The sequence below is a fragment of the Pseudarthrobacter sp. S9 genome (genome assembly GCF_050156545.1).
Lineage (GTDB): Bacteria > Actinomycetota > Actinomycetes > Actinomycetales > Micrococcaceae > Arthrobacter.
In genome coordinates, this window is sequence record NZ_CP189576.1 from 3,317,503 (window position 1) to 3,341,414 (window position 23,912).

General features: G+C 63.7%; 25 protein-coding genes and 1 pseudogene. 20 read left to right on the forward strand and 6 right to left on the reverse strand.

Annotated features, from left to right (window positions below):
- Window positions 1-68: 68 nt before the first annotated feature.
- On the reverse strand, window positions 69-1,724 hold the full coding sequence (locus ACQCSY_RS15805) for a DUF2142 domain-containing protein (protein WP_427130226.1): 1,656 nt from the start codon (window positions 1,722-1,724) through the stop codon (window positions 69-71).
- Window positions 1,721-2,740 carry a substrate-binding domain-containing protein gene (locus tag ACQCSY_RS15810; protein ID WP_427130228.1) on the reverse strand — a complete coding sequence of 340 codons (1,020 nt, stop codon included), beginning with the start codon at window positions 2,738-2,740 and terminating at the stop codon, window positions 1,721-1,723. Before ACQCSY_RS15810 ends, ACQCSY_RS15805 begins: the two co-directional genes overlap by 4 nt.
- 334 nt (window positions 2,741-3,074) lie before the next feature.
- On the opposite strand from ACQCSY_RS15810, the gene ACQCSY_RS15815 reads away from it, so the two are divergent.
- Window positions 3,075-3,551, forward strand: a complete 477-nt coding sequence (locus ACQCSY_RS15815; protein WP_427130230.1) for a GtrA family protein — start codon at window positions 3,075-3,077, stop codon at window positions 3,549-3,551.
- Window positions 3,552-3,566: 15 nt separating this feature from the next.
- On the opposite strand, the gene ACQCSY_RS15820 is transcribed toward ACQCSY_RS15815, so the two are convergent.
- Both ACQCSY_RS15820 and ACQCSY_RS15825 read right to left on the reverse strand, forming a co-directional pair.
- A complete protein-coding gene (locus ACQCSY_RS15820; RefSeq protein WP_427130232.1) occupies window positions 3,567-6,074 on the reverse strand; it encodes a lysozyme in 2,508 nt (835 codons plus the stop codon).
- Window positions 6,075-6,380: 306 nt separating this feature from the next.
- On the reverse strand, window positions 6,381-7,964 hold the full coding sequence (locus tag ACQCSY_RS15825; protein ID WP_427130234.1) for a DUF2142 domain-containing protein: 1,584 nt from the start codon (window positions 7,962-7,964) through the stop codon (window positions 6,381-6,383).
- Window positions 7,965-8,335: 371 nt separating this feature from the next.
- Between ACQCSY_RS15825 and ACQCSY_RS15830 the strand changes: the two genes are divergently transcribed.
- The 11 genes from ACQCSY_RS15830 to ACQCSY_RS15880 all read left to right on the forward strand — a co-directional run bounded on the left by ACQCSY_RS15830 (window position 8,336) and on the right by ACQCSY_RS15880 (window position 17,790).
- The gene (locus ACQCSY_RS15830) at window positions 8,336-9,556 is read left to right on the forward strand and encodes a CpaF family protein (protein ID WP_427130236.1); all 1,221 of its coding nucleotides are present in this window, start codon (window positions 8,336-8,338) and stop codon (window positions 9,554-9,556) included.
- Window positions 9,557-9,922: 366 nt separating this feature from the next.
- Window positions 9,923-11,353: a recombinase family protein gene (locus ACQCSY_RS15835; protein WP_427130238.1), complete on the forward strand. Its 1,431-nt coding sequence runs from the start codon at window positions 9,923-9,925 to the stop codon at window positions 11,351-11,353.
- Window positions 11,354-11,789: 436 nt separating this feature from the next.
- Window positions 11,790-12,011 (forward strand): hypothetical protein, encoded by a 222-nt coding sequence (locus tag ACQCSY_RS15840; protein ID WP_427130240.1) that lies wholly within the window; start codon window positions 11,790-11,792, stop codon window positions 12,009-12,011.
- 386 nt (window positions 12,012-12,397) lie between these two features.
- Window positions 12,398-13,045 (forward strand): hypothetical protein, encoded by a 648-nt coding sequence (locus ACQCSY_RS15845; RefSeq protein WP_427130242.1) that lies wholly within the window; start codon window positions 12,398-12,400, stop codon window positions 13,043-13,045.
- A 247-nt stretch (window positions 13,046-13,292) separates the two neighbouring features.
- Complete coding sequence (locus ACQCSY_RS15850; protein ID WP_427130244.1) at window positions 13,293-13,442, forward strand: hypothetical protein; 150 nt, start codon at window positions 13,293-13,295, stop codon at window positions 13,440-13,442.
- A gap of 215 nt (window positions 13,443-13,657) precedes the next feature.
- Window positions 13,658-14,320, forward strand: coding sequence for a helix-turn-helix domain-containing protein (locus tag ACQCSY_RS15855; RefSeq protein WP_427130245.1), 663 nt, complete (start codon window positions 13,658-13,660; stop codon window positions 14,318-14,320).
- Window positions 14,321-14,704: 384 nt separating this feature from the next.
- Window positions 14,705-15,490, forward strand: coding sequence for a hypothetical protein (locus tag ACQCSY_RS15860; protein WP_427130246.1), 786 nt, complete (start codon window positions 14,705-14,707; stop codon window positions 15,488-15,490).
- Window positions 15,487-15,627: a hypothetical protein gene (locus tag ACQCSY_RS15865; protein ID WP_427130248.1), complete on the forward strand. Its 141-nt coding sequence runs from the start codon at window positions 15,487-15,489 to the stop codon at window positions 15,625-15,627. The genes ACQCSY_RS15860 and ACQCSY_RS15865 overlap by 4 nt, the downstream gene beginning before the upstream one ends.
- A gap of 12 nt (window positions 15,628-15,639) precedes the next feature.
- Window positions 15,640-15,792 (forward strand): hypothetical protein, encoded by a 153-nt coding sequence (locus ACQCSY_RS15870; protein WP_427130249.1) that lies wholly within the window; start codon window positions 15,640-15,642, stop codon window positions 15,790-15,792.
- 508 nt (window positions 15,793-16,300) lie between these two features.
- Window positions 16,301-16,870, forward strand: coding sequence for a recombinase family protein (locus ACQCSY_RS15875; protein ID WP_427130251.1), 570 nt, complete (start codon window positions 16,301-16,303; stop codon window positions 16,868-16,870).
- Window positions 16,871-17,385: 515 nt separating this feature from the next.
- The gene (locus ACQCSY_RS15880; protein WP_427130253.1) at window positions 17,386-17,790 is read left to right on the forward strand and encodes a hypothetical protein; all 405 of its coding nucleotides are present in this window, start codon (window positions 17,386-17,388) and stop codon (window positions 17,788-17,790) included.
- 76 nt (window positions 17,791-17,866) lie between these two features.
- Here ACQCSY_RS15880 and ACQCSY_RS15885 read toward each other — a convergent pair whose 3' ends face one another.
- Both ACQCSY_RS15885 and ACQCSY_RS15890 read right to left on the reverse strand, forming a co-directional pair.
- A complete protein-coding gene (locus tag ACQCSY_RS15885) occupies window positions 17,867-18,184 on the reverse strand; it encodes a hypothetical protein (RefSeq protein WP_427130255.1) in 318 nt (105 codons plus the stop codon).
- 76 nt (window positions 18,185-18,260) lie between these two features.
- Entirely contained in the window at window positions 18,261-18,464 is a 204-nt protein-coding gene (locus ACQCSY_RS15890; RefSeq protein ID WP_427130257.1) for a hypothetical protein, read from the reverse strand.
- A gap of 409 nt (window positions 18,465-18,873) precedes the next feature.
- On the opposite strand from ACQCSY_RS15890, the pseudogene ACQCSY_RS15895 reads away from it, so the two are divergent.
- From ACQCSY_RS15895 to prfB, 8 genes and pseudogenes are all read left to right on the forward strand, one after another.
- Window positions 18,874-19,128, forward strand: a pseudogene (locus ACQCSY_RS15895) (CpaF family protein); the annotation flags it as partial.
- Entirely contained in the window at window positions 19,128-19,982 is an 855-nt protein-coding gene (locus ACQCSY_RS15900; protein WP_427130259.1) for a type II secretion system F family protein, read from the forward strand. The pseudogene ACQCSY_RS15895 and the gene ACQCSY_RS15900, both read left to right, overlap by 1 nt.
- Complete coding sequence (locus ACQCSY_RS15905) at window positions 19,979-20,920, forward strand: type II secretion system F family protein (protein ID WP_427130261.1); 942 nt, start codon at window positions 19,979-19,981, stop codon at window positions 20,918-20,920. Before ACQCSY_RS15900 ends, ACQCSY_RS15905 begins: the two co-directional genes overlap by 4 nt.
- Before the next feature lie 160 nt (window positions 20,921-21,080).
- Window positions 21,081-21,332, forward strand: a complete 252-nt coding sequence (locus tag ACQCSY_RS15910; protein ID WP_427130263.1) for a hypothetical protein — start codon at window positions 21,081-21,083, stop codon at window positions 21,330-21,332.
- Between the two features lie 90 nt (window positions 21,333-21,422).
- A complete protein-coding gene (locus ACQCSY_RS15915) occupies window positions 21,423-21,803 on the forward strand; it encodes a TadE family protein (protein ID WP_427135876.1) in 381 nt (126 codons plus the stop codon).
- Window positions 21,784-22,251, forward strand: a complete 468-nt coding sequence (locus ACQCSY_RS15920; RefSeq protein ID WP_427130265.1) for a hypothetical protein — start codon at window positions 21,784-21,786, stop codon at window positions 22,249-22,251. The genes ACQCSY_RS15915 and ACQCSY_RS15920 overlap by 20 nt, the downstream gene beginning before the upstream one ends.
- Window positions 22,252-22,310: 59 nt before the next feature.
- Window positions 22,311-22,724 carry a pilus assembly protein TadG-related protein gene (locus ACQCSY_RS15925; RefSeq protein ID WP_427130266.1) on the forward strand — a complete coding sequence of 138 codons (414 nt, stop codon included), beginning with the start codon at window positions 22,311-22,313 and terminating at the stop codon, window positions 22,722-22,724.
- Between the two features lie 62 nt (window positions 22,725-22,786).
- Complete coding sequence (prfB, locus tag ACQCSY_RS15930) at window positions 22,787-23,902, forward strand: peptide chain release factor 2 (protein WP_427130268.1); 1,116 nt, start codon at window positions 22,787-22,789, stop codon at window positions 23,900-23,902.
- Window positions 23,903-23,912 lie beyond the last annotated feature (10 nt).

Below are 23,912 nucleotides of genomic sequence, written 5' to 3' on the forward strand. Positions count from 1 at the left end.
GCTTGAACGGGTCCTTTTTACGCATGCCCTCTCGGTCGGCTGCTAACCTCTCGGGCGGCTGCGCAGGGCTAGCGCTTGCGGACGGCGCGCAGCCGTCTGATCTGTCGGGACAACCGCGGCAGCAGTTCGGCGCTTGGATACAGGTAGGAGAACAACTTCGAAGCCGAAACCAGCAGCGCTGCGGCGAAGAGCACGGTGAGGACCTCCCAGGACAGCGGAGGCTGCCAGCCGGGAACCGTGAACATGGTCTGCCAGTTGCCCCACTCCTGCAGGCCGACAACGTAGCGCCGGAGCACATTCAGGAAGGCGTAGACGTGGGCCACGCAGACTGCCAGCAGGACAACCCGGGTGATGGTCCGGCTCTGCGGGCGCTGGCGGAAGGGCCGGAACCTCATGGCCAGTCCTGCGGAAATGAGGGCGATCGCGAACAGCGGAAGGCTGTACCGTCCCTGCCAGATGAAGCCGGTGGTGTTGACCAGTGCCGCCTGGACTACCGCCGGAACCACGGCGAGGAATGCCAGCGCAACCCAGAACGCGCCTTGCAGCCGATACGGGCGGACGAGAAACACCATCAGGAGCAACCCGACGAGCAACATGTTCCAGAACATGATGACTCCTTGCGGCACCGGCGCGTCCAGCCACCCGGCTACCCCGATGTACTGGCCGAAAAAGTCGAACGACTTGTCCATCATGGTCAGGAACGCGTTATAGGGACGCACCTCACCGCTGACGTTCGAGATTCCTGCCGGAGCCTCTCCGGCGGAGGCAGGGGCCCGCAACATGAGGAGGTTCCAGGCCACACCCAGGGCGATTCCCACTGTTGTCAGGGCAGTGACCGTCAGCACGATGCGGTTCCGGAAGATGGCGGAAATGTCAGCCCGGCGGAAGAAGAGGCAGGCAACTATTGCGCCGCAGAGAAGCCAGAGGAGGGACACATTTCGGGTGTTGGCCAGTGTCGCGGCCGAGATGCCGACGGTCAAAATGCCGGGGCGCGCGCGTTCCAGGTGCCGTGAGTTCTCCAGCACTGAAACCAGCCCACAGAATGCGGCCATGGAAGCCGCAACTTCCAGGGAGTTGGGGTTGATGCCGCTTGCCAGGAACAGCACCATCGGCGTCGTCGAAATGCCGGCGGCGATCAGAGGCCATTTCGGATGGCGAAGACGCGACAGGGCCGTGAGGCCGGCGGCGTAGAACGCCGCGGACAGCAGGCCGCTGACGATCCGCATGGCAAAGATTGCGGGGGCACCGGACATGAACAGGCTCGGCAGCCCGACAAGCCAGTAGTACAACGGGTTGTACAGGCCCGCCGAGGTGACGCCGATGGTGAGGTAGTTGTCATCCAGGGGGATGTCGGGAGCGCAGCCCGCTGTGTCTTGCATATGGAAGGCAAAGCACATCTGGGATTGCACGTTGGCGATGTAGGACGGAACCTGGACGTGGATTCCGTGGCCGTAGGATTCTCCGGGACCCGGGAAGAACTGGCCCCGGGCGACTGCTGCCGCCTTGATGGTATGCGAGGGTTCATCCGGGTAGGCCATGAGGGGCGTCGCCAGGATCCACAGGGTGATGAGGGCCGAGAGCAGGGCGAATACGGGCAGGAAGAACCTCAGCCCGCTGCGGGTGGCGGACGACACTCTGTACCTGCGGAACGGGCCGCGCGGCGAGGTGCTCATGCCCGCGGCGGCGGGCGACGACGGTTTGTTGGCCTCGGCTGCGTGGATCAATTCGACTCCCCGATAGTCTGAATCAGTTTGTTGGACTCCCGCAGGGCGGCTTCGCTGGGCGAGGCGACATTGGCGAAAAATGAGGATGCGACCTGGCCGTCGGGACTGAGCACGAATTTTGCCCAGGACTTTACGAGGGTGGTCAAAGGGGCATTCTTATACGAACGGCAAAAAGCCTGGTAGCTGACGACGCCGAGGGCGTAGCCCTGGTCACTTGTTTCGGGAAGCGTGAACTCGATGCCGGTGGGCAACGTCCGGGTGTGGCCTTCCTGAGCGGCGAGTGCCGAGGAGTCCTTTGAGATGCGGACAAAACCGCCTCCAAAGGACAAAAATGCCGTGTCGAAGCGCGCGCCGATCGAACCCAGATCCATGAACGCGATGGATCCGGCCGTCTGGTCAACCTTGCCGGCGATATCCGTGTACTTTTTGACTTGAATCCCGTTTTCGGTTTTCGGCCAAACGGCGGAAACGCCTGCCGGCCAGCGCTGGCCGCCGCTTAGATATTTGGTGGCTGCTGTTGTTTGGGCGCTTGGCTCCGTCGCCGTGACGGGAACGATCTTCGAGGACGGAAGGGATGTGCCCGGATTGATCTCAGCGATCTCATGCGCGTCCCAGCGGGTGATGGAGCCGGAGAAGATGCCGGCCAGCACGGACGGCGTCAGCTTGAGGCTCCGGACGCTTGGCATGTTGAACGCAACGCCGATGGAGGTGACCGAAACAGGAACGGAAAAAGCCCCCGATGGCCCGCAGGCCGACTTCGTTTGGTCTTGCTGCTCCGGCGTGAGGGGCGCGTCGAGCGCGGCAAAGTATCCCTGTCCTGTTGACAAGGCGGACAGCCCGACGTCGGAACCGTCAGGTGAGTAGTTGAGGGAAGTGGCGCTGTGCTTCTTGCTCCAGGCGCTGCTCCAGGCTCCGATCGGGTCTTTCTGCACGGGGGTCCCGATCGAGGTAAGAGAGCCTCTCACGTCAGTGATGGCCGTTCCGCTGGAGCAACCTGATACGCCTATTCCAGCCATCAGAATGCAGGCGACAGCTCCGCCTATGGACCGATTGCGCAACGAAAATCCTTTCCACTCCGGAGTGCTCCGAGCCTTACCCCCTACAACCCTAGCCTCTCCGGTCCTTGCGGCCGGCCATCCAACCAGCCGGCAGCGTGGTTTCCAAGGAGCCGTGGGGATGGCCGGCCCGCCGGGAGCCCCTTGACCGGATTGTGGCCAACGGTCCCGCAACTGTTCGCGTACTGAACATCGCCGGGTGCTGGTCTAGACTGTCTTGATGTCCCCGGGCAATGATCATGCCGGACAATCCAGCGACTACAGGCGGTAATTTAGAATCATGCGGGATGGATCCATGAGTCTGGTTCGCCGTCTTCAGACGTTCGTGCGCAACGGCTATCTGGTGAAATTCCTGGTGGTTGGTGGGGCCTCATTCGCCATCGACCTCGGATTGCTGGCCCTCTTGCATGAGGTGGGCAGGGTGGATCTTTGGATCGCCACGCCGGTCGCGTTTCTGGCCAGCCTGGTCTTCAATTTCTTCGTCCAACGGAAGTTCACTTTCCAGTCGGGCACCCGTGCGCATGTGAGCTTCCTTAAGTATGGAGCGCTCGTCGTCTTCAACGTCGTTGCCACCGACGTGATCGTCAATCTGATTGCTGGTTCCGGGTATTCCTATGCAATCGGCAAGATCATTGCCACCGTCGCAACCACCGCGTGGAACTTCCTGCTTTACAAGCACTGGATCTTCAAGGCCGCTCCGCAGAAAATCGGCGAAACCACCGATCTGAACGCCTCCGTTACTCCGGTCAGGGACTCTGCCCCGAAGGACTAGCGGCCCAGCCCAGCATTAGTAGGTCAGTGGACGGCAGCCCAGGAGCGTGTTGCCCGCGCTCAGCCTGGAGACCGCTACGCCGTAGGTACAGACGAGGTACTGACCGCGTTGAACCACCGGGATGGATGCCGAGAAGCCGTGGTTGCCCACTGTCACGAGGGCGCTATTGACGTCCGGTCTCTTGAGGTCGGCCGTAAAGGCGAAGCCCTTGCGTGTACCGTCCGGCGCAGTGATGTAGACATGCTCCGGGATGGAAGTGGCGGGAAACGCCGGATCCAAGGTCCAGCCGGAGACTTTGATCGATGCCTGGCCACCTGATGTCTGGAGTGAGGCCGAGTCCAGATAACCCATCGTCGCGGGCGTTGCGCCAACTTCGATAGTTTTGCAGCCAAGCCGGGCGTTACCTGCGGAAACGGGGGCAACAGGGATTGCGTAGGCACACACGGTGTAGGTTCCGGCCTGGCCCAGCGCCACGGACGCCTCGAAGCCATGGTCGCCAACGGTGCCGAGCGCACGGTTCACGTCCTGGCGCGGCCGGTTCGCGGTGAAGGCATAGCCGGGATTTGTGCCGTCCGGGGACTGCACGTAGACGTGGACGGGAATGCTTGAAGAGGGCCGCGTCGGATCCAACGCCCAGCCGGTCACCCGGAAGTTTGCCGAGTTAGGAGCCTGGGTAACCGCCAGGGAATCGTATGACCCCACCGGCGCCGGGTTGGCCCCGACGGTAATTTCGTTGCAGGACAGCAGGGCGTTGGAGTTTTGCCCGATGGCGTAGACACACGCCTTGTAGGTCCCCGGCAGCTGGACCTGAATCAGGGTGTCAAAGCCACGGGCCAGTCCGAGGCCGGTCGCGGCGGCAACGTCCGGCCGGGCGACGTTGGCGGTCATGCGATAGCCGGTGGTGTTTCCGGCCGGGTCGGTGACATACGCGTCAGCGAAGGAGGACACGCTTGGTTTTGCAGGGTCCGCGGCCCAGCCCTTCAGCCGCAGGGAGACCTTGTCCGGCGTCCGGGACAGTCCGAGACTGTCGAAGCTCCCCAAGGGGGCTTCCACCCCGCTGGCCTGCAGGGTCTTGCAGTCCAGGAGCGTGTTGCCGAACGATCCGATGGCATAAGCGCACACCTTGTAGTTTCCGGACGCGGTGATCCGGACGGTGCCGTCGAAGCCGTGGGACGCGCCGTACCCGTAGGCCTGATCCACGTCCGGCCGGGACTTGTTGGCCTGCCAGGCGTAGCCGGTCGTGGTGCCGGACGGATCCGTCACATAGACATGGGTTGGTATCGCCGAGGAGGGGTTGGCGAGATCCACCGCCCACCCCCTCGCCCTCAGGGAGACGTCGCTGCCGCTGCGTGAAACGGACAAGTCATCGAAAGAGCCTACAGGCGGGGCTCCCGCAAATCTCCGGAGTGAGTCGTAATCGCCGTTCCAGACGTTGGAATCGCCGGCGAAGGGGCCGGTGCTGCTGTACTGCCACATGCTGTAGTTGCCCCAGCTCGACGGAATCGGGCCGGCGTTGTCGGTGGCGGCTCCCGGGTAGGCCGCGACCCACAGGGGGTAGTCGCCGAAACCTGCAGCATCGGCCGTGCATTGGTTCCACCAGGAGGTGTTCGTATAGATGACCGGAAGCCGGCCGGTCAGCGAGCGCATGGTGTTTCCGAAGTCGCGCACCCATGATGTCAGCTGCGCCGGTGACATGCCGTAGCAGGTGTTGCCGAAGTAGAAGCCGTTGATGGTGCGGCCCGCGTAGGGGTTGAACTCAAAATCGAGCACGGGCGGAAGAGTGTAGCCGTCGGCGCTCCAGCCGCCGCCGTTCTGGACGAAGTATTGTGCCTGGTCCGCTCCGGAGGACCAGTTCGGAATCGCGAAGTGGTAGGCGCCGCGGATCATCCCCGCGCCACGCGCCCCGTCGTACTGGGAGCCGAAGGAGTCGTTGGTGAAGTAATTGCCTTCACTGGCTTTGACATAAGCGAACCTGGCGCCCATGTTCCACTGGTCCTGCCAGTTGACGCTCGCCTGGTGCCCGCTGACGTCCAGTCCCCTGACGCCGAACGACGGCGACCAGGTGCCCTGCGTCGTGAGTGATTCGATCGACGCCGACTGCGTGGCGGTTTTGAGGGACTTGGACGAACCGGCGACACGGGCGGAGCGCTGGCCCATCTCGGCGCCGCCCGGGCCGACCGCCGCGCCCATGGCCGCCCGGTCCTGCGGAGTGCCCGGAGCCGGAGCCATGGCGGCTGCGCTCAGCGGTGATGCCGGCACGGCTGGTGCAGTGGCTTGAGCTGCCGCCGGGGACGCGGCCGGAGCCGGCGTCGGGGCGGTTGTTGCGTTGCCGGCGGTCGGCGCCGGTTTGGCTGCCGGTGCGGTGGCGCCGGCGGGTGCCGGCGCCGCGGTGGCAGTCGGTGAAGGCTCGACGGCGGCGGACGGCGAAGCCAGACCCGGACCGGCCAGGAGAGAGACCGCGAGGAGAATTACCCCGACTCGGCTGCCGCGGTGACGATTGGGGGGAAATAAGGTCCGCTTCATTTTCCGCTCCGGAACAATGACACGCTTTCGGAGCCGCGTCACATAGGTCTCGTGCCGGGCCAAGGGCCAAGAATGTTGCCCCGAGCTTGAGATTGTCTGACTTATCGCGCCCACCCTAACACCGGCGGAAAACTGAAACCAGTGATTCAGGTGTTACTCGTGTGAAAGTTGTCATGCTGCAATCTTGGCGGTTATCCACAAGCAACCGGTCAGGAGCCCTGTTGCCTCATGGAGGGTGACGAACAGGGTGAGGTCTGCCGGCAGGGCAGTCTGGACGGTACGCACGGGTCTGCGTCTGGAGCTGATCTACTCGTGGAGAGATCCCGGCGTGGAGTGTGCCAGGGGTTCATCGGTCTGGAGATTCGGCTCGGGGGCCAGGCCATTGAACAAGTGACGGTAAAGCAGAATGCCTGCCAGGGCCATGACGACTAGATATGTCAACGTCAGTGGTAGCCATCCAAGCGGTGGCTGCCACTTCGGTGCACCGAACATGTCGCCCCAGTTGGCTTCGGCGAAGATGCCGACGCCGTATCTGCGAAGGGCGTTTGCAAACACCGCAGTGTGTGCCGCCACGGTCAGACCGATCGCCCATGCAGTCAGCCTCTTGGCAAAAGGACTGGTCGGAAAGTCGCGGAAGCGGATAGCCAGCCCTGCGGCGAAAAGCATCGGGAGAATAACAGGCAGCAGGTACCTGCCTTGCCATATGTAGCCGATCTCGGCGACAACCTGCGCCTGAAGCACTGGCGGGATCACCAGGGCTGCCACGATCAGCAAAACGAATCCCAGCCGTAGGCGCCACGGCCTGACCGAGATGGCCGACACCATCAGCCCTCCTATGAGGCAGGACCACCACGCAAGAACGGCCGCGGGTCCGGTTGTATCCAGCCATCCGAGATGGGCTACGTAGGCCGCGGCGTAGTCAAACGTCCGGTCAAGGGTTGTACCGAATGCCTGTTCGGGCGTGATCTTGCTGGGGACCCCGAGCAGGCTGGCCAGGGTGTTGGAGGTCTGGAGCCAGATAATGCCGAACGAAGCCGCGACGGCCATCAGGGCTGTCATGGCCAGCACCAGCCTGTTCTTCACCAGCAAGAGGACATCGCGCAGCGGGAACATCAGGAGAGCCGCGACGACAGCCAAGGCAAGCCAGAGCAGAGAAAGTGCACGAGTGTTGGCCAGGACTGCAGCCGATACCCCCACGACGATGATGTTGAATCGGAAGCGGGACAGATCCCGAACATTATCGAGGACAAGGCAGAGGTTTATGAATACGGCGGATGCGGTGACGACCTCCAAGGCATTGGGATTAATCGCGCCGCACAGGAAGAGAACCATTGGTGTTATGGCGACTCCCGCTGCGACTACGGGCCATTTGCGGTTGCCGAACTGCGTTGCAGCCAGGACCGTGGCAGCCAGGAACAATGAGCACAGCAGGCCACTGACAATTCGCATGGCATAGATGGCCGGCTCGCCGCTCAGGACTCTGGAGGGCAAACCGACAACCAGGTAGTAGAGGGGATTGTAGTTGCCGGCCGAGGTCCGGGCTTCCGTTGGTTGCCGGTCAGAAGCGCTTAGTCCGGGTGAACAATCCGCCGTTATGTTCACTTTGAAGGCGTAGCAGCTCAAAGCGTGCGTGTCCGCGATGTACTTGGGCACGATAACTTTCAGCTGTTCGCCTTGGGTCTGGCCCGAAGTACCCAGGAACTGCCCCCTTGCCACAGCTGCGGCTTTAACGGTGTGGGCCGCCTCATCTGGAATCGACATCAGGGGGGAGGCGAGGCTCCACAGCGTTGTGAAGAGCGACAGAATGATGAAGCTCACGCTGAAGCGGAGTACGAGCGGGGGGATTCTCTCCCGCCGGGTGCGCAAGGCTTTGCGCTTCGGGAATTTCATGGTTTCACTGCACCGTTTCAGAATGAGGGACGCGTTTCGCGCAACTGAAGCGTCGAACCGGAACGGGGCTCATGACTACTCATGCTGTCCACCGGATTGAGCCGCTGGGGTCAGTCTGTCCCCAAGTTGATCGTAGCCAAAGGGCCTTGCGGTTCAAAACCGCAGGATGGTCGGACGTGTCGCGCCCGCCCTGACACCGGCGGAAAGCTGAAACCAGTGATTCAGGTGTTACCCATGTGAAAGTTGTCGTGCCGCAATCTTGCGGTATCCACAAGCGACCCGCCAGGCTCTTGCCCGGCTGACCGCCCCCGCCTAGCTTTAACCCAATTGCACGCCTCATCACCGGGGCAACAGTCATATTGGGGGGCCGCATGGAGGCTGTGCGCATTGTCGAAGACGAAGTCCGCGAGCTAATTCGCCGGCGGGGTCTGGATCCCCTGCGGCAGGCCGGCGAAGTCCGGCGTCTCGTGGAAGCGGCGGTCAGCGACTACGACGAGCGGGCCCTCCTGGCGCCCCTGCCTCCACTCGGGCCCTTGGAGACAGCCCGCAGATTTGTCTACGACGCCGTGGCCGGCTTCGGGGCGCTGCAGCCGCTGCTGGACGATCCCGCCATCGAGGAAATCTGGCTCAATGCCCCCAACGAGATCTACGTGGCGCGCAACGGCGAATCGGAACTGACGTCGGTGTCCCTGACGGATCAGCAGGTCCGGGATCTGGTGGAACGGATGCTCAAGAGTTCCGGCCGCCGGCTGGACATGTCCTCCCCGTTTGTCGATGCGGCGCTCCCGGATGGATCGCGCCTCCACGTCGTGATCCCGGATGTGACCCGGCGCCACTGGGCCGTCAACATCCGCAAGTTCGTGGTCAGGGCCAGCAGGCTTGAGCATCTGGTGGAGCTGGGAACACTGACTCCGCAGTCGGCCCGGTTTCTCGGCGCGGCCGTGGCCAGCGGTCTCAACATCCTCGTGTCCGGCGCCACCCAGGCAGGCAAGACCACCATGCTCAATTGCCTCGCCGCGAGCATCGGCACCCGCGAACGCGTCATCACGGTGGAGGAGATCTTCGAGCTGCAGTTTCCGCTCCGCGACGTGGTGGGCCTCCAGTGCAGGCAGCCGAATCTCGAGGGCGAAGGAGAGATTCCGTTGCGCCGGCTGGTTAAGGAGGCCTTGCGGATGCGGCCGGACCGGCTGGTCGTTGGCGAGGTCAGGGAGGCGGAAAGCCTGGACATGCTGATCGCCTTGAATTCGGGCCTGCCCGGCATGTGCACGGTGCATGCGAACTCGGCGCACGATGCGGTGACGAAAATCTGCACGCTCCCGCTGCTCGCCGGCGAAAACATTTCCAGTGCGGGCAATGTCAAATACCTACTGTCCTGCCTAGATTGGTCCGTCGGGGTTTCCAGCCCGGGAGGGGTCGCTAGTTCTGGGCGGGCTGCATGCGGCGGTCTCGGTAGGCTACTTCGAGCTTGTAGCGGCGCGCCACCTCGGCGAGCAGCTCGTCAACTGTGTACAGGGACAGGCCCGGTGGTTCGTATGGCGGGCGCCATTCTGGCTGGGTGGCAATTGCAGGCTCCGGCTCCGGCTGGAACATGAGAATGTCAATATCCTGGGGCTGAATATCGGCGTCTTCCACACATTGATGGATGGAACCCACTCTCCATCCGAGCGCTGCCTCTATCTTTCGAAGGTTCACACCGGTTAGGAAATGTCTGCCTTCTTCGAAGTTTTGGATAGTGGTCAAAGACCCGATGCCGGTCTCCTTCAACAATTTTGGCCGCGATAGGCCGAGTTCTTCGCGTCTCTGGCTGCCCAGTTGACCAATGATGGAAAGCTTCTCTTTTCGGGTCATGCCCAAAAAGTAGCATTTGCCACCAACTTTCTGCCTACAGACCAAAACACTGTGTCCCGAACGCACCAATGCGGAGAAAGTCAGACACCGGTCATGCCTAGACTCAGATCATGACCGACCCCGCCGCTCCCAACGCCGTAATCTACGCCCGCATATCCTCAGACAAGACCGGGGCCGGGCTAGGCGTGGCACGGCAGGAACAGGACTGCAGGGCCCTCGCTGACCGCCTAGGCTGGCAGGTTGCCCGGGTCTTGGTGGACAACGACGTCAGCGCCTACAGCGGCGCCCCGCGCAAAGCCTATGCGGAGCTGCTGGACCTCATGAAGTCCGGGACCTTCAGCGGCGTCCTGACCTGGCACACTGACCGGCTGCATCGCTCACCGCGGGAGCTTGAGACGTACATCGATGTCTCGGAGGCCCACAATGTCACCACGCAGACAGTCAGGGCCGGAGAGATTGACCTCAGCACCCCATCCGGCCGCGCCGTGGCACGCACCCTAGGCGCATGGGCCAGGTACGAATCGGAGCACAAGAGCGAGCGGATCACGCGGAAGAAACTGGAGCTAGCCAAGGCCGGGAAGTTCAGCGGGGGGCCGGTGCCGTACGGGTGGCACATGGTGGACGGCCACCCGGTCATCGTGGAGGCCGACGCCGCAGAGATCCGCAAGGCCACGACGTCGATACTCACCGGCCGCAGCATCGGCAGCGTGGTGGATGACCTGAACCGCCGCGGGGTCACGACCAGGCGCGGCCAGGTGTGGACCAGCACCAGCCTTAGAAACCTCGTGAACCGGGCCCGCAACGCCGGTCTGTCCATCTACAAGGGCGAGGTCATCGGCCAGTCAGTGTTTCCCCTGATCATCACGGAAGACGAGTATTGGGCCGTGAAGTCCCTGCTGGAGAATCCGGAGCGCCGGACCAACACCTCTAGCCGTGTGCGGCATCTGCTGTCCGGGATTGTGCGGTGTGGCGCGTGTGGCGCGGCCATGACGTCATCGAGCAGGGGCAGGGGCGGCCGCCGGGACACTGAGGCGAGCCACTATTACAAGTGCCCGACGCCGGGCCCCGGTCACGTCTTCCAGAACATGCAGCCGCTAGAGGATCTGGTGGAACAGGTAGTCATCGGCCAACTGTCCCACCCGGACGCCGGCAAGCACTTCACTGTTGGGGCTGACGCCGCCGAAAGTGTGGAGACGCTGCAGGCAGAATCCGAAGCGCTCAGGGCCCGCCTGGATGAAGCGGCCAACAGCTACGCGGACGGCGCCATCACAGCCCGGCAACTTGAAACGATCACGGCCAGGGTAGGCGCATTGCTCAAAGCGGCAGGGGACCGACTGGCGGCCTTGCAGCGCTCCAGCCTTGCAGCCCTGCATTCCGGCACTCCGGAGACCGTCAGGGAGTGGTGGGACGCCGCAGACATCGAACAGCGCCGGGCCGTCATTGACTCCATGTTCACCATCTACGTTGACCCCGTGGGCATCAGTGCGGCCCGCCGGTTCGATCCGGAGCGCGTGCGGTTCGAGCCCAAAGGCCAGGACTGACCACCGGCCGTTCCCGTCAACTCATCACCGAACGCCCGTTTTGGCATTTTGATTGTTGGAAGACTTCCGGGAATCTGACCGCCCCGGAATCCCGCGGAACCTTGCGCCGCCGTCGTGGCCGTTCTCAGCAGCCCATCAAAGGACCGTTTATTGGAAGCGGACCACGCCCAAAGCGCGACACGCCGAGAAACCACGACACGCCGTGAGTTTTGACCGCCCATTATGGTCCACAGTGTTCCTAGATTCCGGGGGTTATGGGAGCCTGCGACTGTAAGGGACTGTAGCGCGTTGTAACTTTTGCATGCATCGGTGCTTGACTTGCGGAATCTTTAGTGGTCGGCGGAACGACAGAGATGTAACCCGAGGATGAGAATACTGGCTCGTCGCCCGGTAGGTTGGTGCTCGTTACTCCAGCACAGCAGAAAGGAAGAGGCGCATGGACACGCCTGCACACATCAGGGCTCGACTCGCTTACGGCAGCCGCCGCGACGTCCAGTACCCGCCGGAAGTACTCGCTGACCTACGCCGCGACTATCACGCCGCACGCCTGGCAGAGAACATCCGCCGCGTGGTCAAGGAGTCCGGGCCATTCACGGCCGAACAGAAAATGGCGCTGGCCTGCATTATCACCGGCGCACCCATGGGGGTTGCCGCATGACGGGCAATCAGGGAACAGAGAAAGGAGAGCTGCGCATCTGTCGCCAAACGTATTGCGCAGCCCTCCCAGGACACCAGCCCCCAGCAATTGCACCGGAGGTGATAAGTGGATCTTACGCGAACACTCCCGGCCGCTCCAGATAGGCGCAAGTCCGGCCATGCCCGCATGGGCGCAACCATCGAGGCGCACGCCCGCAAGGTTGTTGCAGGCCTTCCGCCAGTGTCTCCGGCCATCCTGGAGCGCGTGGCCCTCATCCTCCGCCCCACCGGCGGCGCCTCATGACGTGGACCAAATTTAGCGATGACTTCACGGACGACTGCTGGGTACTCACGGACGCCGCCTACCGACTCCATTCGGACGGACTCATCTGGAGCAACCGGAAACTGTTGGATCTCCGCATCCCCAAGGAAGACGTCCACAGGTTCGCCAAGCGGCCCGACGTCGTGAGCGAGCTAGTGGAGCAAGGTTTCTGGACCGACGCCGGCAGCGCCTACGTCATCCGGCACCACGCCCAGTATCAGCGCACCCGTGAGGCTGTCATCAAGCAGCAGGAAGTGAACCGGGAGAACGGCGGCAAGGGCGGCCGGCCCAAGGGTAAGGCGCGGGAACAGGTCCAGGACGTCACCAAGCTAGAAACCCATTCGCCAGCCGAACCGCTAACCGAATCGAAAACCCAAGGGATAACCGGAGTTTCTGAGAAGGGGCCCGAAATGGCACAGAACCAAGGTCCGGAAAACCCCGCCAATTCAAGGGTAAAAACCCAATCGCGTATCGAATCGCCAAGCAAGAGTGAAACCGAAAGGGACAGGACTGGCAGGGAGAAGGTAGTTATTACCCCCAGTACTTCAAAGCCGGAACAGGGAAACAGAATCGACCCCGCTTACCCGACCGAACCCAACGCGATTACCTGGCGCCAGCAGATCGACGCGCAGGGCATCACGTCACAGGCGCAGCTGGTTGAGGTCTCGGGCTACCTTCCGGAGCAGGTCCGGAAAATGTGGCTGGCCGCCTTCCCTGAATCGAGGGCGGCATGATCTTCACGGTTCCTTGTTCAACGGATGAGTGCGTAGGGCTCGCCACGGATGGCCGGTCAACGTGCGACGCCTGCCACGACCGCAACGGATACCCGCCGGAGTACTCCCGGGCGCGGGATGAGGCGTGGTTGGACTACCGGAACTGCAACGAGATCCGGTTCATTCCGTTGCCCGGCCCCGGCTGCAACTCCCACCCGGTCACGCCGCGGCCAGACCTGTGCCCCGCGTGCCCTCAGGCGGTGGCCGCATGAAGTACATCCGCCCCTCCGAGTGTGAGCTCTGCGTTCCGCTGGAGGTTCACGACGTCAGTTCCGGGCATGCATGGAGCGTGGACCTCGCGCACCAGGCCGAATGCGTCAATCACCCCGCCAACATCAGGAAGGACGCCACCAAATGAGGGATGACCTCGTACGTTCGTACGGTACCAAAGCCAAAGGCGGGCGCGGGCGCGTTGGGCTTAGGGAAACTCCGGACGGTACGGACGCCGGTACGGATAGCGCCGGATCCAAACGGAACGGTTCCGATGGGCGCCGCGCACATGCGCCCGTTGGGCTTGATCCTCATCCGAACCGTTCGGAAACAGGCACGAAAGGTGCCAACGGTGCACACGGTGTGACGTCACGCGTGGCCGCGCACGTTGGGCCCATCCTTGACGGCAACACGGACACCCGCGGCCTTGTCTCGGATGAGGAGCGGGAGCACTTGCAGGCGTTCGGGATGGACGTACGGGCCTTGCGGAAGGCGTCCGGCCTGACCCAGGAGCAGTTGGGGAAGCTGGCCGGCATCGGGACCACCCATATTTCCCGGCTGGAATTGGGGCGGAGACGTCCATCGATCGACGCCATCAAGGCATTGGCACGCATCCTTGCACCCGCCGGGACCGCTGACGCCGTAGAGCAGCGCCTAGCCAGGCTCGCGGGGGATTCGTTGCGGACGGGCGCGGCACGGCGCAAGCGGCAACGCGATAACAAGCACCGTGTGGCCGCGCTACGGGAGATGGAGCGGACCAACCGGAAGCTGAAGGGTCTCATGGTCGGCAGGGGGACCGGGCCAGACCTCAGCGGTCTGGTGGAATCCGGCGAAACGGCCATCGCCAGAATGAAGGCAGAAATACAGGCGGAGCCGTCCGGTATTCGCGGAGTCGTCCCGATCGACGAGCAGGCCCGCCGGAACAGATACGGTATCGGCCGGCCGCGGAGCCGGAGCCTAAAGGATATTCAGGCATGGGCGGATGAATACCGCGGGTTTCTTGATGACGGCGACGATGAGGGATGAAGGGCCGTCGCTGGATGACCTCATCCGCGGCCCCGTGGCAGCCAGCATCCTACGGGCGCTCATGCGGGACCAGGAACGCCAAATGAGGCTGAACGGTACGGGCGTGCCGGTCTGGGCATTGCCCGTCTACCGGGCCTTGCAGGAAGCGTCAGGGGCCGAGCTTGACCGCCCCGCCCTCGTGGCCTATATCGGACGCCCACCGGGAAGACTCGGGAGTGCCAGTTGGGTTGGCGTCATGGAAGCGGCGACCCGGACCGGCAGGAGTGAGCGGCACATACGCCGCCTTGCCTCTTCCGGCAAGATCATTGCCCGCCGACTCGGGCGCCGGAACTGGGCAGTAGACATTGAATCACTGGAAAACGTCCTACAAAGGAGCCAAGCAGCATGAGCACATCAGAGTCAGAGATCGACCCCGGCAAGATCATTGCCGACGCTCAGCAGGAAGCCAGTGAGGCTGAGCAGCTCGTCAGCACGCTGGAGGAAGCCGTCAAGTCCGGCGATGACACCGTGACGTTTGAGGAAGTGGAGAAGGCCCGCGGCCTGCTCAGCTTTGTAAAGTTGCGCCAGGAAGCGGCCACCCGCAAGGCAGCCAAGGCACGGGCCGCCGCACGCCTGGCCGCATGTGCGGCCCTACACGCCGAGATCACAGACCACGCCACCGGTGACGGCGCGGAGCTCGCCGAGCAGCTTGAGGCCGTGACCGACGCCATCCGGGCGTTCGCGGATACTGTGGAGGCCAGGAATACCCGCGTTCTCGGATACCGGGCGCGTGCGGTGGAGCTTGGCATCCCGGAGCACATACACCCCACGGCGCCCCCGGCGGTGCATGGCCGGGTAGGACTCACCGCCGGCGGTGGCCCGGGCGGGATTGTCGGTGTCATGGCAGGACGGCGCCGCCTGGAACAAATCAACCGCGACGTGTTCCTGAACAGGGCCCTTGACCTTTTGGCCCGTGAGGACAAATTCAAGCACCTGGATTTTGTGGACGCCGGCACTGACTTGTTCGGTGACCTCGCCAGCATCGACGCGGAAACCGCCGGGCCAGCCGGTAACCATTTCTACCGTGGCCCCAACGGTGGAGTGATCGCCAAGGATGACCCGTTCACTCCGGACGAGATCCAGCGCATGGGCCTGACCGTCGTTTCCAAGGCAAAGGCTTACGGGGAATGAGCGAACACCAGACCGTCTACCATCGCTCACAGGTCACTGCTGAACAGCTCAAGACCATGACGGCGGAAGAGATCATGGAAGCCCAGGAGCGGGGCCGCCTGAACACGCTGTTAGGCCGCCCGGAACCGACGCCGTAGGAGAATGGAACTATGAACGCTGCAGAGATGACCAAGACCGCCGACAGCCTGGCCGCCGTGCTGGCCGCCGTCGAATCAGGGGAGCAGGACCTGGACACCACACGTCAGGGCCGCGCCTTCCTGGCCGGTGCTGAGCAGGCGTTGAGGGCCGCCGCCGCTGCATAGTTCGACCGGTCGAAGGCCAGTCCGCGCAAACGCGCCCGTTGGGCTCCGTGACCATCTTTGACCGACCCGCAGCACACGAGAGGCCCCGCCCGGTTCACGCCCGGCGGGGCCTTTTGCGCGGCTTCACGGAAAAGGCCGATGGTGGGAAGGTTCCCGGTGCTGGGAAACTTCAACCGATCGGTTAAGAAGTCAGGCGGACGCCCGATGGAGGATTTCGAGTTGTCGCGCTTCGCCGCCTACCTTGTCGCCGGCCGTAACTCCCCGACCTCATGGAAGCCGGGGAACATGGGGCACCCCATGCAAGGCCGGCGCTTTGAGCGCTACAGGACCGCGCCGCCGCGCACCGCTGATTCCCATAAACGAACGTTGGATGGGAACGGCTGACGCGATTCTCATAAGCCGTAGTTTCCGCATGTTTCCGCCATTCCTTGCATTCCTAAAACTCATGCAATAAGCTATCCCCAGAAGCAACCACAGAACATGAGTTTCTAGGAATGGGGAACCGGACATGAGCAACGTCGTTGGATACGCCAGGGTAAGCACCACGGACCAGAATCCGGAGCTGCAGCTCGACGCGCTGAACAAGGCCGGCGCCTACCGGATCTTCACGGACCACGGCGTCAGCGGCGCCAAGACCGAACGCCCGGAGCTGGACAAGATGCTTGACCACCTCCGCAAGGGTGACACCCTGCTTGTGTGGCGCCTGGACCGGTTGGGCCGCAACATGGCACACCTCGTGTCCCTCGTGGCCGAACTCAAAGACCGCGGCATCACCTTTCGATCCATCATGGAGGGCATCGACACCAGCACGATAAACGGGGAGCTCGTGTTCAACATCTTTGCCAGCCTGGCCAGCTTCGAGCGGGACCTCATCCGGGAACGCACCAGCGCCGGCCTGGCGTCCGCACGGGCCCGCGGCCGTCTCGGAGGCCGCCCCAAGAAGCACGACGCCAAGAAGATCGCGCTGATCAAGCGGCTGCACGCCGCCGGGGACATGACACCCAAGGAGATTGCCGACGCCGCCCAGGTCAGCGTTTCGAGCATGTACCGTCTGCTGAAGATGGAGACCGACGCCTGACCCTGACCGCCGTAGACTCACGGCATGGCAAAGACAGGCAGAAAAGCATGGCTCATCACGGATGAGCGGGAATCAGACAGGGGCCCGGTAAAGGTGCTGGCGGTCCTAAGCCCTCAGCGCGGATTCCAGACTGTCGAGCAGGCAGTGGACATGTTCTGGAGGGCCCGGCATCTGGAGGGATCTGAGAAGCTGCAATACATGTCACCCGGGAATCCGCCCCCGTATAAGCCTGAATGGGCGGGCCCAAACTGCTATTGCGGGCAAGGGGACTTTCTCGTGGTCGCCAGGCGTGTCACCGGGCTCAGGGAGGCGGCTCACGGCCAAGGCATTAGTTCGCTGGAATGGGACGACATGCCTGATCCGGAAATACGCCGATAGGACCTGAAGAGGTAGAGACCGAGAAGCCCGCTCCAGCGTCGGAGCGGGCTTTCCTTTTGCCGTGGCGTCGAGGGCAGATGTAACGTCGGGCCAATTGGATAGTCTGAGGCGTAGGCCGGAACCCAGAGGGGACAGAATTGACGCACAAACCAAGCAAGGCCCAGCAGCAAACAGCTATTGGGGAAGGGCTCGCCATAGGGTGCCTCGCACTTGGGGCTGAATCGGTGACGTCCGCAAAGGTGGAAATTGAGTTTGCGTTCAGGAAAGCTTGGCGCAACTGGCCGCACGCCGGAAAGTTCCCGGCCGTCCACGCCGACGTGTACCGCGATGACATTACGCGCATCCTTCACGATAGTAAGGGTCGCACGGACGCCTCTGCGGCAGCGTGGGAATTTGGCGGCAGCGAGTACGTCCCCTTCATCCGGCAGGACTGGCCGTTCGAGGAACTGGCCGACAGCGCGGGGGAAGATTTCGGAGTCAACCTGGACGGCTGGAAAGAGCTCGCCAAGGCCTTCATGGATGACCTGAATAGCGAGCACTGACAGCCAGCGATGACACAACACAAAGCGCCCCGTCCGTAACGATCACGGAGGGGCGCTTTTTGCTGTGTCCGGCAGTCTAAGCCGCGATGAGCGCATCCGCCTTGTGTGCCGCCAGGACGGCCGACAGCTCATCCCGGAGCCGTTCCACCTCGCCCAGTACCAGCGCCGGGCTATAGGCGCCGTTGCGGCTCATGCGGACCCGCACGGGCCCGCCGGGGATCTGCTCTGAGTACAGCTCCAGCGTGTCCGGTGAATCCCCGCCGGCAGCCGTGAGTTCGAGCTCCCATGACTCGCTCATGCAGTACTGATCCTCCGCATGCCCTGCATCGGCGTGGCCGTCGCCATCCTCGCACCAGGAAGCGCAGGCGATCGGGGAAAGTGTGGTGCTGTTCATGGCTGAGACCGTTCTCTAGTCGTGTTGGTTGGTTGGTGCTGTGCTGGTGGCTGCATCCCCAGCGGACGCAGCGAGTCTATGGGCGCGGATCGGTGGAACACGGCACAACGGTGATGTCGTCCGGGTGAAACTGCTCACGTCGCCCGTCCGGGAACGTGACCCACACGCCGCCGTTGGTGACCCGCCAGACCTTCCCGGTAGGCCCGTCAGCGTTCCCGAACATGCCCGTGAACTTCACGCGCTTACCGGCGTACCTGGCTTTCATTTCCTGCAGGTCCATCGTGGCCCCCTTCACTGATATAGGACTCCCAAGGGAGGTAGTTCTCCCTGAGGTATCCCCTTCCCCAAAAAAGCCCGCCGCCCCCGTCTCCGCTCTGCTGCATTTGCCCACAACGAGTAGACCCGCCCCGTTTCGGGCCGTGTCTGTGGTGTGGCCTGGACTACCGCAGCTAACGGGGGTCTCGCCTAGGCGGTTCTAGGCGTTCGGTGGAGATAACCGCGCTCTCACTGGTTTTGCGCGAGGAGGGCTGGAACGCGCTGAGACGCTCAACAGGCCCTAGGTAATGTCGTTGCCGGCGGTTACACTTGCCGGTAGCTCATCAACTCTTGACCAGTTGGTGACTCGCCCCGTTGGATGTTGCAAGCATCTGGCGGGGCACTACTTTTTAGGTAGTGCCTTGACGGTAAACGCAAGTGCCTTCGTGGTCCCCACCGTGGCCTCCTGTATCGACTTGGTGGTCCATTGCAGCCGGCATGCCAACGGGCGCCGGCAGGTGACGGAGATCCTGTCGCTGGGCCGCAGGGTGGAAAACGGCATCATTGAATCCTCCATGGTCTTCACCGTGACGGACGGCCAACTCGAGCCAAGGGCCAACTCGATGCCGGCTGCCGAAAAGTTTGCTCGATCCGGGTACGACGTCGCGGCGCTGCTGGAGCCCCGGTGATGGCGCCGCTCCTCGGGGTGCTCGCCGGCGCCGGACTCTTGCTGATCTGGTGGTCCGCGTGGGAGCAACCGCAAAAGATCCAGCCCGGGCCCCGGACGAACAGGCTGGAGGACCTGCTGCGGACGGCGGGTATCGAGAAGGTCAGCGCGACGGGATTGCTCGCCTCCTGCCTGGGGGTGGCGGCCTTCACGACCGTTGCTTTCTTCGCAGTGACCCGATCCTGGCCGATCTCGGGATGCTTTGGCCTGTTCGGCGGCTGGCTGCCTATGGCCATCGTGAAATGGCGCGCCAGAAAGCGCGCAGCCGTCCTGCGCCAGCTGTGGCCCGACGTCGTCGATCACCTCCGGTCGGCGATCAGGGCGGGCCTGTCCCTGCCCGAGGCGCTCATCCAGCTGGGGGACAAAGGCCCGGTGGAGCTCCGTCACGTGTTCCTCGACTTCGGCTCCGACTACCGTTCGGGAGGCCAGTTCGATCCCTCTCTCAGCCGGCTGAAGGAGCGATTGGCTGATCCTGTGGCCGACAGGATCGTCGAAGCTCTCCGGCTCACCCGGGAGGTAGGCGGCTCAGACCTCGGCCGGCTGCTGGGCACGCTCGCCGAGTTCCTGCGGGAGAGCGCCCGGACCAGAAGCGAGCTGGAGGCCAGGCAGTCGTGGACCGTCAACGCCGCACGGCTCGCAGTGGCCGCGCCGTGGATAGTCCTGGTGTTGCTGGCAAGCCGCCCGGAAGCCGTGACAGCTTACGACACGCCGGTCGGGGCCGCCGTGCTGCTGGGCGGACTCGTCGTCTCCCTGATCTCGTACGCCATCATGCTTCGCATCGGAGCCCTGCCGGAAGACGAGAGGGTCCTCCGGTGACCGGGCTCATGGCGAGCGCCACAGTGTGCGGAGCCGTCCACGGTGCAGGCCTCTGGCTGTTGCTCGTGAGGCTTCCGTTCATGCGCCCTACGACTTTCGTCGAACGCATCGGTCCGCAACTGAAATCCCACAACGTGGAATCGAGGCTCCTGCGCGCGGCGCCCAGAAACGTCACCCCCTTCGGGCCGCTGGAACGAATTCTCCGCCCCGTGATCCGCGACGGCATCGCGTCGCTGGGCAAGATCAACCTCGGCTCCTCGGCATTGAACCGCCGGCTTGCCCGTGCAGGCAGCACAAAGACGGCGGTGGATTTCCGGGCTGAACAACTCCTGTGGGCGGTTGGGGGCTTTGTCCTCGCCATCAGTTTGGTGGTCCTCGCCGGGGTCGTCGGCCGGTTCAGCCCGTTCATCGCCGTCGTGGCTGTCCTTGGCAGCGCAGTCGGCGGCTTCCTCCTGCGGGACTACCTTCTGGGCGCGCATATCAAGAAGCGCGAGTCCCGAATGATGGCGGAGTTCCCCAGCATCGCCGAGCTCATGGCCCTTGCTGTCAGTGCCGGCGAAAGTGCCACCGGTGCCCTGGACAGGGTCTGCCGCAGCGCCAGGGGCGAGCTGTCGAAGGAATTTACCCGCGTTCTGGCCGAAACGCGGGCCGGAAAGCCCCTCGTTGAGGCGCTGCAGGAGTTCTCATCCCGGACGGATCTTGGCCCGCTCGTCCGCTTCGTCGATGGCATGATCATCGCTGTCGAACGCGGAACACCCCTCGCCGACGTGCTGCGGGCCCAGGCGCAGGATGTCAGGGACACGGCGAAGCGGGACCTGATGGAATCCGCGGGGAAGAAGGAAATCGGGATGATGGTCCCGCTCGTTTTCGGGGTGTTGCCGCTCACAGTCGTATTTGCTGTATTCCCGGGTCTGGCTGCCATCAGCCTCGGACTGTAGTAGCCAAACGCAGGACGGCGGCATCCCGCCCGGACCGCCAGCCCGGAACCGGAGGGTACAACCCAAGAAAAGCCACATGACGAGGGAACAGGATGCAAAGCACTACCACCGGCGTACCCGCGCAGAACTGCAACCAGGAAGAATCAGAGAAGAGGACACAATGAAAAACACCGGAATCCGCGTGGCTTTGCTGGCCTGCGCGCTCAGTCTGCTGCCCTGGCGGTCCTCTGAGCCGCGGATGCGGCTGAGGAAACGCCCGGCCCGGGGCGAGGACCATAACGAACGTGGAGACGTGCCCGGGTGGGTGATGATCACCCTCATGTCGGCGGTTCTCGTCGCCGCTCTCCTGGCACTCGCTGGTCCGGCGCTTGAAGCGCTCTTCAACCAGGCCATGGACAAGGTCGGACAGTAGCCGGTGCGGACACCCGGCGGATGCTGGGGCGGCGGCCTGCCCATGAACTGCAGGGGTACGCCCGAAGACCTGCCGGCCGGGTCCCGGGCCATGGACAGCGTGGCCCGCCAATGCGGCTCGGCCGTGGTGGACTTCGTACTGATCGGCGGGCTGCTGACGCTGTTCTTTCTCGCCATCATCCAGCTCACTCTGGTCCTCCATGTCCGGAACACCTTGATTGACGCCGCTGCCTCGGGTGCCAGATACGGCACGCTGGCGGACCGCAACTCCGCGGATGCCCGGGACAGGACGGCCCAGCTCATCAGCGTCGCACTTAACCCGGAGTTCGCTAAAGATGTGACCACCAGCGAATCGACGTATCAAGGTATCCGCACCATGGAGGTGACAGTCCGTGCCCCGTTGCCTGTCATCGGCCTGATCGGTCCCCGGGCGCTGTTGGAGGTGAAAGGGCATGCGGCCATCCAGCCGTGAGTCAGGCAGTGGCGGGTCAGCCGACGGCGACGGCGGCGCGGAACGGGGGAGCTCGGTGGTCGAGTTCATCTTCCTGTCCCTGCTTTTGATGGTGCCGCTCGTCTACTTCATCATCACAGTGGGTCAGATCCAGGGCGGCTCCTTCGCGGTCGTCGGGGCAGCGGACCAGGCCGCCAAGATCTATGTTGCCCAGCCCGACGCGACGAGTGGCCGGGCCGCCGCCGAGCAGGCTGTGCTGCTGGCGCTCGCCGACTACGGACACCGGGCCGAAAATGCCAGCACTGAGGTCAGCTGCGAACCCGCGGACTGCATGGCTGCCGGCTCGGCCGTGACCGTCACCGTCCACCTCACCGTGCCCTTGCCGTTCGTTCCGTTCAGTGATGCCCTGCGGCTGAACGCGAGCCAGCTCAACGCCTCGGCAACCCAGACCGTCGGCCGCTTCCGATGAGTCCCTCCAGCGGTCGGCGCGAAGGTTGGCATCCACGCGGGCGCAGGGAAGAGGGCCAGGTGCTGGTGCTAATCATCGGCTTCGTTCTGCTCGCCTTGCTCGTCGCGGCCGTGGTGGTGGCCGCTTCCAGTGTCTACATCGAACACAAGAAGCTGCTGTCCATGGCGGACGGCGCCTCGGTGGCCGCGGCGGACAGCTTCACCCTCGGGCAGCTCGAGAACGCCGGCGGCAGCCCCTCCGCCGTCCTCAGCGGAGCAAGGGTGCGCAGCGCCGCCGTCGACTATCTGGACCGCAACGGCGCCTTCACCCGGTTCAGCGGCCTCGCCGTCGCACCGGCCACGGGCAGCCCGGACGGTTCCACCGCCGTCGTCGTGCTGAGCGCCGCCGTTCACCCTCCGGTGGTCAACTTCCTGGTCCCGGACGGCATCAGGATCGAAGCGAGTTCGACGGCGCGCTCCCGCCTCACCCGGTAGGAACCCGGGGCCCCGTCGGCGGGTCGGGCCTGATAGGACGGATAGCGTAGGCTTAAAAAACCATGGCAAACATTGATTTTCCCGCTGAAATCCGCGCGCTGCGGAACACCTATGCCTCCATCGAGAACGTCTCGAATGTCGAGGCGCTCAAGGAAGACATCGCCGAGCTGAGCGAGCGGGCCGGTGAACCCAACCTGTGGGACGATCCCGCGGCCGCGCAGGTGATCACCTCCCGGCTCTCGCACCGGCAGTCCGAGCTGGAACGCCTGAACACCCTGGCCTCACGGATCGATGACCTCGAAGTCCTCGTGGAACTCGGCCAGGACGAGGACGACGCCGACTCCATGGGTGAGGCCGCGACGGAGCTGGAATCGATCCGCAAGGCCCTGAAGGACCTCGAAGTCGTGACGCTGCTGTCCGGCGAGTTCGACGAACGTGAAGCCGTGGTCAGCATCCGGGCAGGCGCCGGCGGCGTCGATGCCGCGGACTTCGCCGAAATGCTGCTGCGCATGTACCTGCGCTGGGCCGAACGCCACGGCTACCCGACCACCATCATGGACACCTCCTACGCCGAAGAAGCCGGGCTGAAGTCCGCCACCTTCGAAGTCAAGGCACCGTACGCCTACGGAACACTCAGCGTCGAAGCCGGCACCCACCGCCTCGTCCGGATCAGCCCTTTCGACAACCAGGGTCGCCGCCAGACCTCGTTCGCCGCTGTGGAAGTGATCCCGCTGATCGAGCAGACGGACTCCATCGACATCCCGGACAACGAGATCCGCGTGGACGTCTTCCGCTCCTCCGGCCCGGGCGGCCAGTCGGTCAACACCACTGACTCCGCCGTGCGGCTGACCCACATCCCCACCGGCACCGTGGTGTCCATGCAGAACGAGAAGTCGCAGCTGCAGAACCGCGCGGCGGCCCTGCGCGTGCTGCAGTCCCGCCTCCTCCTGCTCAAGAAGGAACAGGAGGACGCCGAGAAGAAGGCGTTCGCGGGCGACGTCAAGGCATCCTGGGGCGACCAGATGCGCTCCTACGTGCTCAACCCGTACCAGATGGTCAAGGACCTCCGCACCGATCATGAGGTCGGCAACACCTCGGCGGTTTTCGACGGCGAGATCGACGACTTCATCGACGCGGGCATCCGGTGGCGGACCGACAACCGGAACGCCGACAAGTAAACGCCGGGCC

Coding starts and splice junctions, on each gene's coding strand:
- ACQCSY_RS15810 (WP_427130228.1), bottom strand. CDS start 2,740: ATGGCTGGAATAGGCGTATCAGGTTGCTCCAGCGGAACGGCCATCACT.
- ACQCSY_RS15815 (WP_427130230.1), top strand. CDS start 3,075: ATGAGTCTGGTTCGCCGTCTTCAGACGTTCGTGCGCAACGGCTATCTG.
- ACQCSY_RS15820 (WP_427130232.1), bottom strand. CDS start 6,074: ATGAAGCGGACCTTATTTCCCCCCAATCGTCACCGCGGCAGCCGAGTC.
- ACQCSY_RS15825 (WP_427130234.1), bottom strand. CDS start 7,964: ATGAAATTCCCGAAGCGCAAAGCCTTGCGCACCCGGCGGGAGAGAATC.
- ACQCSY_RS15830 (WP_427130236.1), top strand. CDS start 8,336: ATGGAGGCTGTGCGCATTGTCGAAGACGAAGTCCGCGAGCTAATTCGC.
- ACQCSY_RS15835 (WP_427130238.1), top strand. CDS start 9,923: ATGACCGACCCCGCCGCTCCCAACGCCGTAATCTACGCCCGCATATCC.
- ACQCSY_RS15840 (WP_427130240.1), top strand. CDS start 11,790: ATGGACACGCCTGCACACATCAGGGCTCGACTCGCTTACGGCAGCCGC.
- ACQCSY_RS15850 (WP_427130244.1), top strand. CDS start 13,293: ATGAAGTACATCCGCCCCTCCGAGTGTGAGCTCTGCGTTCCGCTGGAG.
- ACQCSY_RS15860 (WP_427130246.1), top strand. CDS start 14,705: ATGAGCACATCAGAGTCAGAGATCGACCCCGGCAAGATCATTGCCGAC.
- ACQCSY_RS15865 (WP_427130248.1), top strand. CDS start 15,487: ATGAGCGAACACCAGACCGTCTACCATCGCTCACAGGTCACTGCTGAA.
- ACQCSY_RS15870 (WP_427130249.1), top strand. CDS start 15,640: ATGAACGCTGCAGAGATGACCAAGACCGCCGACAGCCTGGCCGCCGTG.
- ACQCSY_RS15875 (WP_427130251.1), top strand. CDS start 16,301: ATGAGCAACGTCGTTGGATACGCCAGGGTAAGCACCACGGACCAGAAT.
- ACQCSY_RS15885 (WP_427130255.1), bottom strand. CDS start 18,184: ATGAACAGCACCACACTTTCCCCGATCGCCTGCGCTTCCTGGTGCGAG.
- ACQCSY_RS15890 (WP_427130257.1), bottom strand. CDS start 18,464: ATGGACCTGCAGGAAATGAAAGCCAGGTACGCCGGTAAGCGCGTGAAG.
- ACQCSY_RS15900 (WP_427130259.1), top strand. CDS start 19,128: ATGGCGCCGCTCCTCGGGGTGCTCGCCGGCGCCGGACTCTTGCTGATC.
- ACQCSY_RS15910 (WP_427130263.1), top strand. CDS start 21,081: ATGAAAAACACCGGAATCCGCGTGGCTTTGCTGGCCTGCGCGCTCAGT.
- ACQCSY_RS15915 (WP_427135876.1), top strand. CDS start 21,423: ATGGACAGCGTGGCCCGCCAATGCGGCTCGGCCGTGGTGGACTTCGTA.
- ACQCSY_RS15920 (WP_427130265.1), top strand. CDS start 21,784: ATGCGGCCATCCAGCCGTGAGTCAGGCAGTGGCGGGTCAGCCGACGGC.
- prfB (WP_427130268.1), top strand. CDS start 22,787: ATGGCAAACATTGATTTTCCCGCTGAAATCCGCGCGCTGCGGAACACC.